The following is a 14,649-nucleotide window of genomic DNA, read 5'->3' as shown; positions in this document are numbered from 1 at the left end:
CTCGCCGAGCAGCCTCCGGCTGCGACGGCGAAACCCCTACTGGAACGGGTTGGCGATGGGGCGGACGATGTCGAGGTACAGGGATGACACGCCCAGGAACACCAGCATGAGGAAGACCATGTAGTAGATCGGCATGGCCTTGGCGACGTCGGCGTGGTACCGGCGGCCCCTGCGGGAGCGGATGCGCTCGTAGGTGGCGATGGCGACGTGGCCGCCGTCGAGGGGCAGCAGCGGGATCATGTTGAACACGCCCACGAACACGTTGATGTTCAGGAGGAGGGCGAGGACCTCGCGCCACCCGGTGTCGGCCGCCTGGGAAGCGACCCGCACGAACCCGACGGGCGACAAGAAGCGGTTCTCGCCGTTCTCGCCGTCCGTGCCCCCCACCAGCTGGCGGCCGTAGGCGGAGGCGCCGCCGGGCGAGAAGATCCCACCCAGGGCCTTGAGCGTGTCCACCGTCACCCGCCCCAGGCCGGTGGCCGAGCGGCCCACGGCGGCGATCGGGTCCGAGCGCTCGATCGGGAAGATCGGGTTGCCGATGCCGACGAAGCCGACCGGGCCCTCGGCGTTCTCGACCACCGGCGCGCCGTCGACCTCGATGGTGCTGAGGTCGACCGGGGTGGCGGTCAGCTGGAGGCGGCGGCCGTCCCGCTCCACGTCGAAGACGACCGGCCGCCCCGGGCGGCTGCGGATGTAGGCCGGCACCTCGTCCCAGGCCAGCGGGCGGCCGTCGACGGCCATAACGGTGTCGCCCACCCGGAGGCCGGCCTCCTCGGCCGGGCTCGGCCCCGACTTCAGGCGGCTGATCTGGCCGATGGTGAACTCCCGCTCGGCGGTCGGGACGCCGACCACCGCGAACAGGGTGACCAGGAGCAGGAAGGCGAGGATGAAGTGGACGGCCGAGCCGGCCACCGCCACCGACAGGCGCCGCCCGTAGGACTTCTGGCGGTAGGTGCGCTCCTCGTCGGCCGGGTCGACCTTCTCCAGGTTGCTCATCCCGACGATCTTCACGTAGCCGCCGGCCGGGATGGCCTTGACGCCGTACTCGGTCTCGCCCCTTCGGATCGACCACAGCCGGGGACCGAACCCGAGGAAGTACTCGGTGACCTTCATGCCCGCCCACTTTGCCGTGAGGAAGTGGCCCAGCTCGTGGAGCATGATCATCACGATGATGGCGGCGACGACCGCCACCGTGCTGGCGGTGTCGGTCACGATGGCCGCCACGACGCCGGCGACCACGATCAGGCCGAGGCGGAGGAGCGCGGCGCGCTGCTCCTCGGGCGTCGGGTCGGGCCGGGGCTCGCTCCTCGGGCCGGTCGAGATGTCGGTCATGCGGCTTTCGATCTCCGTTCGACGGCCGCGCCGGCCCGGTCCCGGGCGCAGCGATCGGCTTCGAGCACAACGCCGAGGCCGTCGGCTTTCGTTCCCGGCACCGCCTCCAGGCAGTCCTCGATGACGGCGGCGATGTCGCCCCACCGCAAGCGGCCGTCGAGGAAGGCGGCCACCGCCACCTCGTTGGCGGCGTTCAGGACGGCCGGGGCGGTACCACCCCGCCGGCCCGCCTCGTAGGCCAGGTCGAGGCAGCGGAAGGTGGCCCGGTCGGGCGCCGCGAAGTCCAGGCGGCCGAGCTCGCACCAGTCGATCGCCCCGAACGCCACCGGGGCGCGGTCGGGGTGGCCCAGCGCGTAGGCGATGGGCAGTCGCATGTCGGGGAGCGAGAGCTGGGCGATGGTGGAACCATCGGTGAACTCGACCATCGAGTGGACCACCGACTGGGGCTGCACCACGACGTCGATGGCGTCGTAGGCGACGCCGAAGAGCTCGTGGGCCTCGATGACCTCGAGCCCCTTGTTCATGAGCGTGGACGAGTCGATCGTCACCTTGGGGCCCATGGTCCAGGTGGGATGGGCAAGGGCGTCGTCCACCGTCACGTCGGCCAGCTCCCCCGCCGACCGGCCGAGGAACGGCCCGCCGCTGGCGGTGAGCAGGAGCCGGCGGACCTCGTCCCGGCGGCCCGACCGGAGGCACTGGTGCAAAGCGGAGTGCTCGGAGTCCACGGGCAGGATCTCGGCGCCCGGCGTGGCCCGGGCCACCTGCACGACCGGGCCGGCGGCGATCAGGGACTCCTTGTTCGCCAGCGCCAGCCGCCGGCCGGCTTCGAGGGCGGCCAGGGTGACGGGCAGGCCGGCGAAGCCCACCACGGCGTTGAGCACGACGTCGGCCGCCGTGGCGATCGAGGCCAGCGCCTCGTCGCCCACCCGCAGCTCCGTCGCTGCCGGGAGCCGGCCCTCGAGCTCCCGGGCGGCAGCGGCGTCGGCGACGGCGACCACCGCGGGCCGCAGCTCCTCGGCCTGGTCGGCCAGCACGTCCACCGACGACCGGGCGCCGATGGCGACGACGTCGTAGCGCCCGGGGTGGGCCCGCACCACGTCCGCCGCCTGCGTGCCGATCGAGCCGGTGGAGCCGACCAGGGCGACGGTGGTCACGACGCCACCGGGGCGATCTCTGGACGAGGAACGCCGCATACCGGCGTTCTGCGTCCAGAGAACGCACGAGGACGCGAGCGCGGACCGCCTGGCCGGGCAAGCTCCGCTTGCGACGGCGCCAGGCTCACGCCAGGTCCAGCAGCTTGACCAGGTAGTAGGTGGCGGGGAGGACGAAGAGGAGGGCGTCGAAGCGGTCGAGGACGCCGCCGTGGCCGGGGAGGAGCGACCCCATGTCCTTGACGCCGAGGTCGCGCTTGACCATCGACTCGCACAGGTCGCCGAGCGGCGCCACCACGGCCACCACCAGTCCGAGCACGAGGGCGTTGCCGGCCGTCCACGGGTGGATGCCGGGCAGGACGCCGACGAACAGCACGCTGGCGAAGACGGCCGACAGCATGCCGCCGATCAGCCCCTCCATCGTCTTGTTGGGGCTGATGTCGGGTGCCAGCGGGCGGCTGCCCATCTGGCTGCCGAAGAACAGGGCGCCGATGTCGTGGGCGGCGGTGGCGATGACGGCGCCGAGCAGGAACGCGATCCCCTCCCGGTCGGGCAGGGCCAGCAGCAGGGCGGCGAAGGACCCGAGCAGGCCGACCCACGAGAACACGAACAGGGTGATCGCCACGTTGACCGTCGGCCGGGCGCGGACGACCCCGAACAGGTACCAGAGGAAGGCGAACATCGTGGTGAGGACCAGCACCAGGGGCACGGCCGTCACCCCGTCGCTGTAGGTGGCGAACATCAGCGAGACGGTGGCGATGAGGCCGAGGAGCGTCGCCGGCCGGTAGCCGGCCCGGCGGAGCACGTCGTACGCCTCGGCGGCGGCGAGGGTGACGATGGCGGTGACGAGCACGAGCGCCGGCTTGGGCCCGGCCTTGAACACCAGCAGGGCGACAGCGGCCAGGGCGGCGCCGATGACGACGGCGCCCCGCAGGTCGCGACCTCCGGGCGGCTGAGCGGGCGCCTCGGGCGGCGCGCCGGCCTGGCGGGTGCGGATGGAGGTCGTGACCGACGCCGGCCCGGCAGCCGGCGCCCGCTCCCGCTGGGGCTCCGGCTCGGGCTCGGGCTCGGGCTCGTCGAACTCGTACAGGTCCGAGTGGTCGGTCCGGGAGTCGTCCAGGGCGCCGACCTTGGTGTCCTCGCCGCCCAGGGCGTCGGCGAACGCCGAGTCGTCCCAGTCGCTGTCCTGGTCGCGCCAGCGGGGGCCCGACAGCCCCGACCACGCGTCGAGGTCCTCGCCCTCGTCGTCGGTGTCGATGATGCGGGGGACCTCGCCGGTGGGCGGCTCCGTCCAGTGCGGCATCTCGGGAGCCTGGGCCGCCACCGGCGGGCGGACGACGGCGGCCGCGGGGTCGACCTGGCCGGGGAGCGGGAAGCGCTGGGCCGGCTTGGGGCCCGACGGCCGCTTGGGCACGTCGCCGAACCGGGGGGCGTCCTCGGGGCGCTTGCCGGCCGCCTGGCCCTCCTTCAGGGCGCGGGCCGCCTCCTCGGCGCCGATGATGCGCACGCCCTCGGCGCGCCGTCGCCCGCGGGCGTCCTCGACCTCTTCCTGCTCGTCGAACTCGTCGTCGTCCACCGGCCCCTCCCTGGGTCAGCCTCGGCCTGCGACCGTGCGGGTCACACCTCGAGCAGTTCCTGCTCCTTCGTGTGCAGCATGCGGTCGATCTCGGCCACGTGGTCGTGCGTGATCCGCTCCAGGTCCTTCTCGGCCCGCTCGAGGTCGTCGGCGGTGATGTCGCCGTCCTTCTCGAACGCCTCGAGGTCGTGGCGCGCCGCCCGCCGCACGGCCCGGATGGCGATGCGCGCCTCCTCCGCCTTGTGCTTGACGACCCGGACCATGTCCTTGCGCCGCTCCTCGGTGAGCTGCGGGAAGACCAGGCGGATGACCTGGCCGTCGTTGCCCGGGTTGATGCCCAGGTCCGACTGCTGGATGGCCTTCTCGATGGCCTTCATCGAGCTCTTGTCGTAGGGCGTGATGACGAGCACCCGCGCCTCGGGCACGCTGAAGCCGGCCAGCTGCTGGAGGGGCACCGGCGTGCCGTAGTAGTCGATCCGCAGCTTCTCGACGAGGGCGGGCGACGCCCGGCCGGTGCGCACGGTGCTGAACTCGTTCTGGGCGTGCACCACGGCCTTGTGCATCTTGTCCCGGCTCTCGGCGAGCACGGCGTCGACGTAGGACTCGTCGTCCGTCACCCGACCAATGTACCGATCGGCTCGCCCAGAAGGGCCCTTCGCAGGTTGCCGGGGGTCATCACGTCGAACACCAGCACGGGCAGGGCGTTGTCCTTGCAGAACGTGATGGCGGTCAGGTCCATCACCCGGAGATCCTTGTCGAGCACCTCCTTGAAGGTGATCTCGTCGAACCGGGTGGCGGTGCGGTCGAGGCGGGGATCCGCCGAGTACACGCCGTCCACCCCACTGTGGGTGCCCTTGAGCAGGACGTCGGCCTCGATCTCGACGGCCCGCAGCGCGGCGGGCGTGTCGGTGGTGAAGAACGGGTTCCCCATGCCGGCGGCGAAGACCACCACCCGGCCCTTCTCCAGGTGCCGGATGGCCCGGCGCCGGATGTAGGGCTCGGCGATCTCCGCCATCTGGATCGCCGACTGCACCCGGGTGGGCTGGTCGTGACGCTCCAGGGCGTCCTGGAGGGCCAGGGAGTTGATGACCGTGGCCAGCATGCCCATGTAGTCGGCCGTGGCGCGGTCCATCCCGGCGCCGGCGCCGGTGGCGCCCCGCCAGATGTTGCCGGCGCCGCAGACGATGGCGATCTGCACGTCCAGCTCGGCGCGTGCGGCCGCGATCTCGCCGGCCAGGCGCTCGACCACGACACCGTCGATCGTCTCGTCCGACGCCGAACTGGCGAACGCCTCACCCGACAGCTTGAGGACGACGCGCCGCCAGCGGGTCGACGGACCGGGCGTCACGCGCCGACGACCACCTGCGCGAAGCGCACGATGCGGGCGCCGCCCAGGACCTGGGCGACCGACTTCTTGTCGTCCTTGGCGAAGGGCTGGTCCAGCAGGACGTGCTCTTTGTACCAGCCGTTCAGCATGCCGTCCACGATCTTGGGCAGCGCCGCTTCCGGCTTGCCGGAGTTGCGGGCGACGGCCTCGAGGGTGGCCCGCTCGGCGGCCACCAGGTCCTCGGGGACCTCGTCGCGGCTGAGGTACCGCGGCTTGCCGAAGGCGGCGTGCACGGCGACGTCGTGGGCCAGCTCCTGGTCGCCGCCGCTCACGACGACCAGCACGCCGTTGACGCCCCGGCCGTTCTGCACGTGGAGGTAGGTGTCGAGGACCTCGCCCTCGCCGGCCTCGACCCGCTCCACGCGGCCGAGGTCGATGTTCTCCTTGAGCGTGACCTTGAGCCCGTCCAGCTCGTTCTTCTTCTCGGCCACCGCCGACTCGCCGGAGTCGGCCACCAGCTGGGCCAGCTCGTCGGCCAGGCTCACGAAGTCGGGCGACTTGGCCACGAAGTCCGTCTCGCACTTGAGCTCGACGAGGGCGGCGACCGGCCCCGACCGGGCCAGCGCCACCGCCCCCTGGGTGTTCTCGCGGTCGCTGCGCTTGGCCGTGCCGGCCAGGCCCTTCTCCCGCAGCCACTGGGCGGCCGCGTCGAAGTCGCCCCCGTTCTCGACCAGCGCGTTCTTGGCGTCCATCATCCCGGCGCCGGTCGTCTGGCGGAGCCGCTGCACGTCCTTGGCGGAGAACTCGGCCATGACTACCCCTCCCCTCCTGCCGCCGGGGCGGCCTCCGTCTCGGCGGTGGCGGGCGGGACCTCCGGCTCGGCCGTCCCGGCCGTCTCGGCCGGGGCGGCCTCGGCGGGGGCGGGCTCGGGCTCGGCGCTGGCGGGCGCCGCGGCCTCGGCCGTCTCGGCCGCCGCCGGCTCGGCGCGCTCGGCCGGGACCGGCTCGGCGGGGTTCGCCCGCTGGGCGGCCAGGCGGGCCTCCCGCTCCTGGGCCTGCAACGCGGCCTGGCGGCGGGCCTCGGCCTGCTGCTGGGCGCGGCGGGCCTCCTCCTCCGGGTCGGGCGGCGCCGGTGCCGGCCCACCGGCGGGCGCCGAGCGCACCGCCTTGCGGGAGGCGATGAACCGGCCCTCCTCCACGGCGTCGGCCACGATGCGGCACATCAGCGAGCCGGCCCGGATGGCGTCGTCGTTGCCGGGGATGACGTACTGGATCACGTCGGGGTCGCAGTTGGTGTCCACCACGGCGACGATCGGCAGCCCCAGCTTGTTCGCCTCGGTGACGGCGATGTGCTCCTTCTTGGTGTCGATGATGAACACGGCGTCGGGCAGGCGGGTCATGCCCCGGATCCCGCCGAGGTTGCGCTGGAGCTTCTCGAGCTCACGGCTGAGGATGAGCGCCTCCTTCTTGGGCATGGCCTCGAAGTCGCCGGCGGCCTTCATGCGCTCGTACTCCGTCATCTTCTTCACCCGGCCGCTGATGGTGGTGAAGTTGGTGAGCATGCCGCCCAGCCAGCGCTCGTTGATGTACGGCATCCCGCACTGGGCGGCGTAACGGGCGACCGGGTCCTGGGTCTGCTTCTTGGTGCCGACGAACAAGATGCTGCCGCCGTCGGCCACCAGGTTGCGCACGAACGAGTAGGCGACCTCGATGCGCTGCAGCGTCTGGTTCAGGTCGATGATGTAGATGCCGTTGCGCTCACCGAAGATGAACCTCTTCATCTTCGGGTTCCAGCGCCGGGTCTGGTGGCCGAAGTGCACGCCGGCCTCCAGCAGCTGCTTCATGGTGACGACTGCCATCTGCGCTCCTCCCCAACGGTTGTCGAGACGCCCGGTGCCGCGCCGCGCTCGGCGGCGACCGTGGGTGGCACGGGGCGGAACGGTCGTCCTCGGGCCCGGGACCGGGCCGAGGTGGCCCCAGTCTATCGACGGCGCTCCGGCGACGGCCCCCGGCGCACGATGAGGCGGCCGAGGAGGGCCGTGACCAGCATGAGCAGTGCCCACGCGATCGCCGCCGGGCGGCCGACCAGGCCGGCACCGGGACCGACCGAGGCGGCGAGGGCCGGGCCGGTGGCACGCTGGCGGGCGACGCGGAGGGGGACGGTGACCGTCGTGACCCGCCCGCCCCCGGCGTCGGCCAGGACGGCGACCGCGTACTGGCCCGGGCCCGGGAGGGGCGGCAGCGCCACGGTGGCCTCTCCCGGCTCGACCAGCGTGGGAGCCGTCTCCAGCGGCTGCGCCAGGCCGGTCCCCTCCACGCGCAGGCGGACCACCGCGGCGGAGCCGAGGGCGAACCGGGCGTCGCCGTTGGGCGCGCTCGGGCGGGGCGGCCGGGCGGCGACGGCGTCGAGGACGGGTGCCGGCTCCTGGTCGGCGGGAGGCACGACCCTCACCCTGCGGTTGCCGGCGGGGAGGAACCGCCAGGCGCCGTGGGCGGCGACGGCCACCGGGTTGCCCGCACCGTCCAGCACGCGGAAGCGCCCGGAGGCGTCGGCCGTGACCGTGCCCCGGCCGGTGGCGACGGCCACCCGCACGGTGGCGGGGAGCTGGTCGGGCGGTAGGACGGTGGGCTTCAGGCCGCCGTAGTAGCTGGCGAGGATGGCGGCCGCCTTCATGCCGCGCGTGGCCTTGCCGAGGGCGCCGAACTGGCTCATCCCGATCCCGTGGCCGTGACCCCGGCCGTCGAGGGTGGCCGTGCCCGTCTGGTCGTCGGCCAGGACGGAGAAGTGGGGGGAGGGCACCGCCCGCGGCAGCCCGCCCTGCGGCGCCACGGCCTCGTTGACGCGGGCGCGGAAGTCGGCGGCGGCCACGCCCGTCTGCCCGCCGGGCCAGTCGAGGACCACGGTGTCCCCGTCGCGGCGCAGGCTGGTGAGGCCGCCGGGGAGCCCGAAGAGCCGGGTGATCTCGCCGTAGCCGAGCCGGACCTGCCACGAACCGTACGGGCCGCGGGCGCTGTCGGGGTCGGGCGCCGCTCTCAGGTAGGGCCGCCCTCCGGCCACCGACCGCCCCCCGTTCGAGGACGAGTACATGGCGAGGATGGGAGCGCCGCGGTACAGCAGCACCTCGCCCCGGGTGGCCTGCACGGCTGCCACCCAGCGGGCGCCGTTCTCCTGGCGCTCCTTGGCCAGCCCGGCGTACACCTGGCACGCCTGGGTGGCACAGATGTCGGCCCCCACGGAGCGCGCCTCGGTGGCGACGTCCTTGCCCATCTCGTGCAGGGCGTAGGTGCGGGCGGCGATGGCCTGGGCCTTGAGGGCCTCGGCCGGCCAGCCCGAGGGGACCTCGGCGATGCCCTGGACGTACTCCTCGAACGCCACCTCGTTCACCACGGCCAGGCCGCCGGCCGCCGCGACCAGGTCGATCGCACCCCGGAACCGGCCCACGTCGCCGACGCCGACGAAGCCGTCCGGGCTGGCGTTCTCGATCCGCACGCGGTCCACCACCCACCCCCGGGCCGCCGGTGCCTTGCGCGCCTTGGCCGCCACCGGCGCGGGGCCGGTCAGGCCGACCACCACGCACGACGCCACGGCCACGAACGCCCGCGCTCCGCCTCGCATGGCGGACGAATCTACGCCGGGGAGGCCGCCCCTGTCCGATCCCCGGCGTCCACGCGGCCGCGGCGCGGGCATGCGACACTGGCACCGACGACCGGCGACCACCGTCCAAGGGGGGGTACACCGTGGACCTCAGCAGGCTCAGCCAGGGCGAGAAGATCGTGCTGATCGCCGGGGGCGTGTTGCTGATCGACCTCCTCTTCCTGCCCTGGTACGACTTCGACCTGGGGCTCGTCAGCTTCACCCGCTCGGCCGTCGAGTCGCCCAAGGCGTTCTGGGGCGTCCTGGCCGCCCTGGTGACCGCCGCCATGGTGGCGGTGGTCGTCGTCACCCGGTTCACCACGGCCAGGATGCCGGCGCTGCCCTTCCCGCTGGGCCAGGCCATGTTCATCGCCGGCGTCACCGTCGCCGGGCTCCTGCTGCTCAAGCTGCTGCTGGAGACCGACTTCCTCGGGGTGGGCGCCTGGCTCGGCATCCTCCTGGCCGGCGCCGTCGCCTACGGCGGGTTCCTCATGCGCAATGAGTCGCAGGGCGCGCGCCCGCCCACGCCGTTCTAGCGCGTCGACCTCATTCGTTCGCTTCGCTCACGCCATTCGGTCGAGTTGTATCGTGCTCCGGCGAACGAGCTCGCCCGCCTCCGCCCTGTCCTGCCCGGTGTCCGCAGCCGTAGAGGCCGCCTGCGGCGGCGAGTGCGGCCGCGGACCGTGCCGCGGCGAGCTCGGCGCTCGTTGCCGGTCACGCCTTTCCTACCGCGCGGCCCGGCCAGCTGGTAGGCCCCGGACCCCACCACGGCGACGCCGGCCGGGCGCAGCGCCGGGAGGTCGACCACGGTGCGGCGACGGCCGCCGGTGCCGCGCTCGGCTGGCGGCGCTCAGCTGGTGTCTCCATCACAGGCGGGCCGTCTTGGCTGCGGCCAGCGCCTCCAGGAACGCCTCGGGCGCCTGGCCCGGCGGCGGCCCCACGACCTTGGGCCGCAGGCGGCCGGCCAGCTCGCCGGCCAGCCGGGCCCGGGCGTCGGCCGTGAGCCCGCTGCGGCGGTCGAGGAAGCGGCGGACGGTGGCGAGCTCGTCGGCCGTCACCGCGGAGACGTCCCACGCCACCGCGGCGGCGTCCGCCGCGGGAGACCAGGTGCCGCTCGCCCTGGTCGTCGTCGGCGGTGCCGGCGCCGGCCGGCGGCCGCCGTGGCGCTCGCGCACGACCAGGGTGGCCGCCGCCATGTCGCCCAGGCGCTGGTTGCGGCGGCTGGCCAGCACGGCCGCCATGCCGACGGCGTAGACGCCGGGCAGGAAGTCCACCAGGCGGACGAGGTTGCGCACCGCGCTCGGCACGAAGCCGACGGGCCCGCCGTCCGACCGGACCACCCGCAGCCCGCTCCAGCGCTTTCCCGGCGTGCGGCCCGAGGCGAGCGTCTCGAAGAGCACGTCGTAGCCGAACTGGACGAGGAACAGCACGACCAGGAAGAGGGCGCCCACCACGCTCCCGTCGCCCCCGGCCAGCGCCGCGAGCAGCGCCACGGCGATGAGCACGCCGGTCTGGATCAGCTGGTCCACGATGCGGGCGACGGCCCGCGAGCCCAGCCCGGCGAGGGTCAGCTGGAGGTCGACTCCCTCCGGGGTGGCGATCGAGATGCGATCCTCGTACGGCACCCTGATGAAGCTAGACGTGTTCCTCCGAGACGGTGAGCCGGCGTGGGCCGAGCTGGCGCGCCTCGTCGGCTCCGCCGGCGGGCGCCCCGAGCGCCTCGGTCCCGAAGGCGTGCGACGCCTCGGGACGCTCTACCGGGCGACGGCCGCCGACCTGGCGCTGGCCCGGCGCCGCTTCGCCCTCGACCCGGTCGTCCCCCGCCTGGAGGACCTGGTGGGGCGGGCCCGCCACCTGGTCTACGCGGCGGACGCCCGGCGGGAGTCGGTCGGGTCGTTCCTCGGCCGGCGCTACTGGCGGAGGGTCATGGAGCGGCCGGCGTTGCTGGCCGTCGCCGCCCTCCTGCTGCTCGCCCCCATCGGCGTGGGCGCCCTGTGGGCCGGCAGCGACGCGGCCGCCGCCACCGGCGTGGTGCCGGCCGCCCTGGGCGGCGGGGCGGGCGACCGCGACCGCCAGGGCGCCGACCTCGGCTTCTCGACGGCGGAGAGCACCTCGTTCTCGACGCAGATCTTCGTGAACAACATCCGGGTGGCGCTCACCGCCTTCGCCGGCGGCATCACCCTCGGCGTCCTCACCGCCGCCGCCCTGGTCTTCAACGGCCTGGTGATCGGCGTGGTCGCCGGGCTGGCGGTGGCCGGCGGGCGGTCGTCGGTGTTCGTCCAGCTGGTGGCGCCCCACGGCGTGCTCGAGCTGTCGTGCATCGTCGTGGCCGGCGCCGCCGGCCTGCGCATGGGGTGGGCGGTGGTCGACCCGGGCCGCCGCCGGCGCCGCGTCGCCCTCGCCGAGGAGGCACGGGCGGGCGCCGAGCTGGCCCTCGGGACCGCACCGTGGCTCGTCCTCGCCGGCGTCGTGGAGGGGTTCGTGACGCCGGCCGGGCTGGGAGTCGGCCCGGCGCTGGCGGTGGGGTTCGGCCTGGCCGCCGTCTACTGGGCGCTGGCGTGGAGGCGGGGGCGGCCCTCGGTGGCGCTCACACCCGGGCCCGCCGCTTGAGCTCCAGATAGGCGGCGACGCAGGCCGCCGCCAGCTGCCCCGGTGGCGCCTCGACCACCTCGGCGCCGGCCCGGCGGAGCTGGTGGACGACCCGCGCCCTGGCGTCCAGCACCTCGACGGCGACCGACGCGGCGTAGGCGTCGAGCGGCGTGGCGGGCGGGGTGCGCACCAGATCGACCAGGTCGGGGTCGGCCACGCTCGCCACCACCACGGCGTGGCGGCGGGCCAGCACGGGCACGGCGTCCACCAGGGGGCGGGCGGCCGCCTCCTCCACCAGGTCGGTGAGGACGACGACCAGCGAGCGCTTGGCCCGCCCGACGGTGCGGAAGGCCAGCTCGTAGTCGCTGTCCACGGGCGCCGGCTCCAGGTCGAACAGGGTCTCGACGACGGCCCGGCCGCCCCGCCTGCGGGGCGGGAGGCGGCGGCGCACCTCGGCGTCGAAGGCCACCGAGCCGCAGCGGTCGCCCATCTCGTCGGCCACCAGGGCGACGGCGGTGGCCGCGTCGAGGGCGGCGTCGAGGCGGGTGAGGGGCGGCGTGCCGGCCAGGGGCGCCGCCATCAGGCGGCCGGCGTCGACCACCACGACCACGTCGCGGTCCTGGTCCACCCGGTAGGTGTTGCTCATGGGCCGCTCCAGGCGGGCGGTGACGCGCCAGTTGACCTGGCGGATGTCGTCGTCGGGCGAGTAGTCCCGCACCGACTCGAACTCGGTGCCGAGGCCCAGCGGTCCCCGCCGGAGCCGGCCCTGCTCGCCGAAGCGGCCCTGGCGCACGGCGAGGGCCAGGCGGCGGGCGGCGGGCACGTCGGGGTACACGGCGACCTCCGCCTCGCCGGCCGCGCCATGGTCCCACCGGCCCAGTCCGAGCGGCCCCACCGCCCGGGTGGCGACGGCAGGCAGGCGGTGGCGGCCACGGCGGCGGGGGACGAGCATGGCGTCGAGCTGCCCGTCCGCCTCCGACGGCTCCACCCGCACGTCGGGGGTGGCCGGCTGGCGAACGAGGAGGCGGCGGGCGCCGGGGCGGGCGGCCGTCACGGTGAGCGGTGCCGGCACGCCGCGGGCCAGGACGGTGGGGACGCGGCGCGCCACCTCGGGCGGGCGCCGCACGGCCAGGGCGTCGACCACGGTGGCCGCCGCCAGCACCAGGGCGCCCAGCACCACGGCCGGGACGGGCACCAGCAGGGCGGCGACGGCCAGGGCGGCGAGCGCCCAGGCCACCCGTGGCGTGGGGCTCACCGGGGGACGGGCACGGCCGCCACGCGCGGCGTGGGGCTCACCGGGGGACGGGCACGGCGGCCTGGCGCGGCGTGGGGCTCACCGGGGGACGGGGACGGCGGCCACCGCGTTCGCCACCGCGTCGTCGGGGAGGTAGCGCTCCAGCTCCGCCTCGGGCCGCAGCAGGAGGCGGTGACGCAGGACGGGGGCGGCCATGCGGATGACGTCGTCCGGGGTGACGAAGGCCCGGCCGGCCAGGCGGGCGGCGGCCCGGGAGGCGGCGAGGAGGTGGACGGCGGCCCGGGGGCTCGCCCCCAGGGCGACGCTCGGCAGCTGGCGGGTGCGCCGGACGAGGGCCCCCACGTACGCCGCCACCTCGGCGCTCACCACCGTCTCGTCCGTCTCCCGGCGGGCGGCGGCCAGGGCGCCCCGCCCCGCCACCGGCTCGACGTCGTCCAGGGTGACGGGGTCGACACCGCTGCGGGCCAGCTGGAGCATGGCCAGCTCGTCGGCCTCCGACGGGTAGCCCACGTCCACCTTCACGAGGAAGCGGTCGAGCTGGGCCTCGGGCAGGGGGTAGGTGCCCTCGTACTCGATGGGGTTTTGGGTGGCGACCACGAGGAACGGGTCGGGCAGCGGGCGGGGCTCGCCCTCCACGCTCACCTGCCGCTCCTGCATGGCCTCCAGCAGGGCGGCCTGGGTCTTGGGCGGCGTGCGGTTGACCTCGTCGGCCAGCACCAGGTTGGCGAACACCGGCCCGGGCCGGAACACCAGTTCGCGGTCGCGCAGGGTCATCGTGCCGGTGATGTCGGACGGCAGCATGTCGGGGGTGAACTGGATGCGCCGGAACTCCAGGCCCAGGGCCCGGGCGGTGGCGTTGGCCAGGAGCGTCTTGGCCACCCCGGGCACGCCCTCCAGCAGGACGTGGCCCCCGACGGCCATGGCCGCCAGCACGACCTCGACCACCCCGTCCTGGCCGACGACGACCCGCGACACCTCCGCCGTCACCGCGTCCCGCAGGGAGCGCAGGGCGCCACCGTCGCCGGTCACCGGCCCGCCGCTTCGAGGCGGGCCAGCGCCCTGCCCGCGGCCAGGACGTCGTCGTCCGTCGTGGCGGGGCGCAGGAGGGCGTCGACGTCGGCCGGCTCCAGCCCGAGCCCGGCGGCGGCGCGGCGGAGGTCGTCGGGACCGGCGTCCGACGCCAGGCCGGCGCGAGCCGTGACCCGGCGGCGGGCGGCGTCCTGGAGGGGGGCGAGGGACTCGGCCGGCCTGCGGGTGCGGACGAGCGAGGCGGCCACCGCATCGACGTAGGCGCGCCGGGCCGGGGGGAGCTCGCGCTCGGCGTCCTCGGGCGGGCCGAACCGCCGTCCCCGCGACCACACGGCGACGGAGGCGGCGACCAGGGCGACGCCCGCCGCCCACCGCCACCGCCACGGCACGACCCCCGGTCCGCGCGAACGCCCGTAGCCGTGGTGGGCCTCGGCGAACTCGACGGGCCGCCCCCGCTCCCCCACCGCCGCCAGCGCGAAGGCGGCGTTGTCGGCCTGGCCGAGGAGGCGGTTCTGCCACACCGACGGGTCGGCCACGGCGACCACGCGGCCGCGGCCGGCCGCCGTCACCGTCGCCAGGGTGGCGCCGCCGGCGGCCAGCACGGGCAGCGACGCGCCCGGGTCGGACCACGACCCGAACCCGCCGGAGGTCACCGTCGTCACCCCGTCGACCTCCGGCACCGGCACCAGGGGCGTGGCCCGCCGGGCGGGCTCGGTCGACCACCGCTCCGTCCCGGCCAGCCGCCGCAGCAGCGGGC

At 75.1% G+C, this 14,649-nt stretch carries 14 protein-coding genes; 2 read left to right on the top strand and 12 right to left on the bottom strand.

Annotation, left to right across the window (positions count from 1 at the left end):
- Nucleotides 1-36 precede the first annotated feature (36 nt).
- The 8 genes from VM242_03130 to VM242_03095 form a co-directional block, all read right to left on the bottom strand.
- Nucleotides 37-1,332 (bottom strand): site-2 protease family protein, encoded by a 1,296-nt coding sequence (locus tag VM242_03130; GenBank protein HVM04144.1) that lies wholly within the window; start codon nucleotides 1,330-1,332, stop codon nucleotides 37-39.
- Nucleotides 1,329-2,486, bottom strand: a complete 1,158-nt coding sequence (gene dxr / locus VM242_03125) for a 1-deoxy-D-xylulose-5-phosphate reductoisomerase (GenBank protein ID HVM04143.1) — start codon at nucleotides 2,484-2,486, stop codon at nucleotides 1,329-1,331. The genes VM242_03130 and dxr overlap by 4 nt, the downstream gene beginning before the upstream one ends.
- 124 nt (nucleotides 2,487-2,610) lie before the next feature.
- Entirely contained in the window at nucleotides 2,611-4,059 is a 1,449-nt protein-coding gene (locus VM242_03120; protein ID HVM04142.1) for a phosphatidate cytidylyltransferase, read from the bottom strand.
- 41 nt (nucleotides 4,060-4,100) lie between these two features.
- A complete protein-coding gene (gene frr / locus VM242_03115; protein ID HVM04141.1) occupies nucleotides 4,101-4,676 on the bottom strand; it encodes a ribosome recycling factor in 576 nt (191 codons plus the stop codon).
- On the bottom strand, nucleotides 4,673-5,407 hold the full coding sequence (gene pyrH / locus VM242_03110; protein ID HVM04140.1) for a UMP kinase: 735 nt from the start codon (nucleotides 5,405-5,407) through the stop codon (nucleotides 4,673-4,675). Before pyrH ends, frr begins: the two co-directional genes overlap by 4 nt.
- The gene (gene tsf / locus VM242_03105; GenBank protein HVM04139.1) at nucleotides 5,404-6,198 is read right to left on the bottom strand and encodes a translation elongation factor Ts; all 795 of its coding nucleotides are present in this window, start codon (nucleotides 6,196-6,198) and stop codon (nucleotides 5,404-5,406) included. Before tsf ends, pyrH begins: the two co-directional genes overlap by 4 nt.
- Before the next feature lie 2 nt (nucleotides 6,199-6,200).
- The gene (gene rpsB, locus VM242_03100) at nucleotides 6,201-7,244 is read right to left on the bottom strand and encodes a 30S ribosomal protein S2 (GenBank protein HVM04138.1); all 1,044 of its coding nucleotides are present in this window, start codon (nucleotides 7,242-7,244) and stop codon (nucleotides 6,201-6,203) included.
- A 122-nt stretch (nucleotides 7,245-7,366) separates the two neighbouring features.
- Nucleotides 7,367-9,001 (bottom strand): SpoIID/LytB domain-containing protein, encoded by a 1,635-nt coding sequence (locus tag VM242_03095; GenBank protein HVM04137.1) that lies wholly within the window; start codon nucleotides 8,999-9,001, stop codon nucleotides 7,367-7,369.
- 122 nt (nucleotides 9,002-9,123) lie between these two features.
- Here VM242_03095 and VM242_03090 point away from each other — a divergent pair, with 122 nt between their 5' ends.
- Nucleotides 9,124-9,555: a hypothetical protein gene (locus tag VM242_03090; GenBank protein ID HVM04136.1), complete on the top strand. Its 432-nt coding sequence runs from the start codon at nucleotides 9,124-9,126 to the stop codon at nucleotides 9,553-9,555.
- Nucleotides 9,556-9,885: 330 nt separating this feature from the next.
- On the opposite strand, the gene VM242_03085 is transcribed toward VM242_03090, so the two are convergent.
- Nucleotides 9,886-10,644 carry an RDD family protein gene (locus tag VM242_03085; GenBank protein HVM04135.1) on the bottom strand — a complete coding sequence of 253 codons (759 nt, stop codon included), beginning with the start codon at nucleotides 10,642-10,644 and terminating at the stop codon, nucleotides 9,886-9,888.
- Nucleotides 10,645-10,648: 4 nt separating this feature from the next.
- Between VM242_03085 and VM242_03080 the strand changes: the two genes are divergently transcribed.
- Complete coding sequence (locus VM242_03080) at nucleotides 10,649-11,629, top strand: stage II sporulation protein M (GenBank protein ID HVM04134.1); 981 nt, start codon at nucleotides 10,649-10,651, stop codon at nucleotides 11,627-11,629.
- On the opposite strand, the gene VM242_03075 is transcribed toward VM242_03080, so the two are convergent.
- From VM242_03075 to VM242_03065, 3 genes are all read right to left on the bottom strand, one after another.
- Entirely contained in the window at nucleotides 11,607-12,863 is a 1,257-nt protein-coding gene (locus VM242_03075; protein ID HVM04133.1) for a DUF58 domain-containing protein, read from the bottom strand. The genes VM242_03080 and VM242_03075 overlap by 23 nt on opposite strands.
- A gap of 78 nt (nucleotides 12,864-12,941) precedes the next feature.
- On the bottom strand, nucleotides 12,942-13,892 hold the full coding sequence (locus VM242_03070) for an AAA family ATPase (protein ID HVM04132.1): 951 nt from the start codon (nucleotides 13,890-13,892) through the stop codon (nucleotides 12,942-12,944).
- Nucleotides 13,889-14,649, bottom strand: a 761-nt coding sequence (locus VM242_03065; protein HVM04131.1) for a DUF4350 domain-containing protein, incomplete at its 5' end; no start/stop codon positions are given. The genes VM242_03065 and VM242_03070, both read right to left, overlap by 4 nt.

Source organism: Acidimicrobiales bacterium (genome assembly GCA_035540975.1).
GTDB lineage: Bacteria > Actinomycetota > Acidimicrobiia > Acidimicrobiales.
Note: the sequence above shows the minus strand (reverse complement) of the source record. Positions and strands in the feature narration are given on the sequence as shown.

Coding starts and splice junctions, on each gene's coding strand:
- VM242_03095 (HVM04137.1), bottom strand. CDS start 9,001: ATGCGAGGCGGAGCGCGGGCGTTCGTGGCCGTGGCGTCGTGCGTGGTG.
- tsf (HVM04139.1), bottom strand. CDS start 6,198: ATGGCCGAGTTCTCCGCCAAGGACGTGCAGCGGCTCCGCCAGACGACC.
- VM242_03130 (HVM04144.1), bottom strand. CDS start 1,332: ATGACCGACATCTCGACCGGCCCGAGGAGCGAGCCCCGGCCCGACCCG.
- VM242_03080 (HVM04134.1), top strand. CDS start 10,649: ATGAAGCTAGACGTGTTCCTCCGAGACGGTGAGCCGGCGTGGGCCGAG.
- rpsB (HVM04138.1), bottom strand. CDS start 7,244: ATGGCAGTCGTCACCATGAAGCAGCTGCTGGAGGCCGGCGTGCACTTC.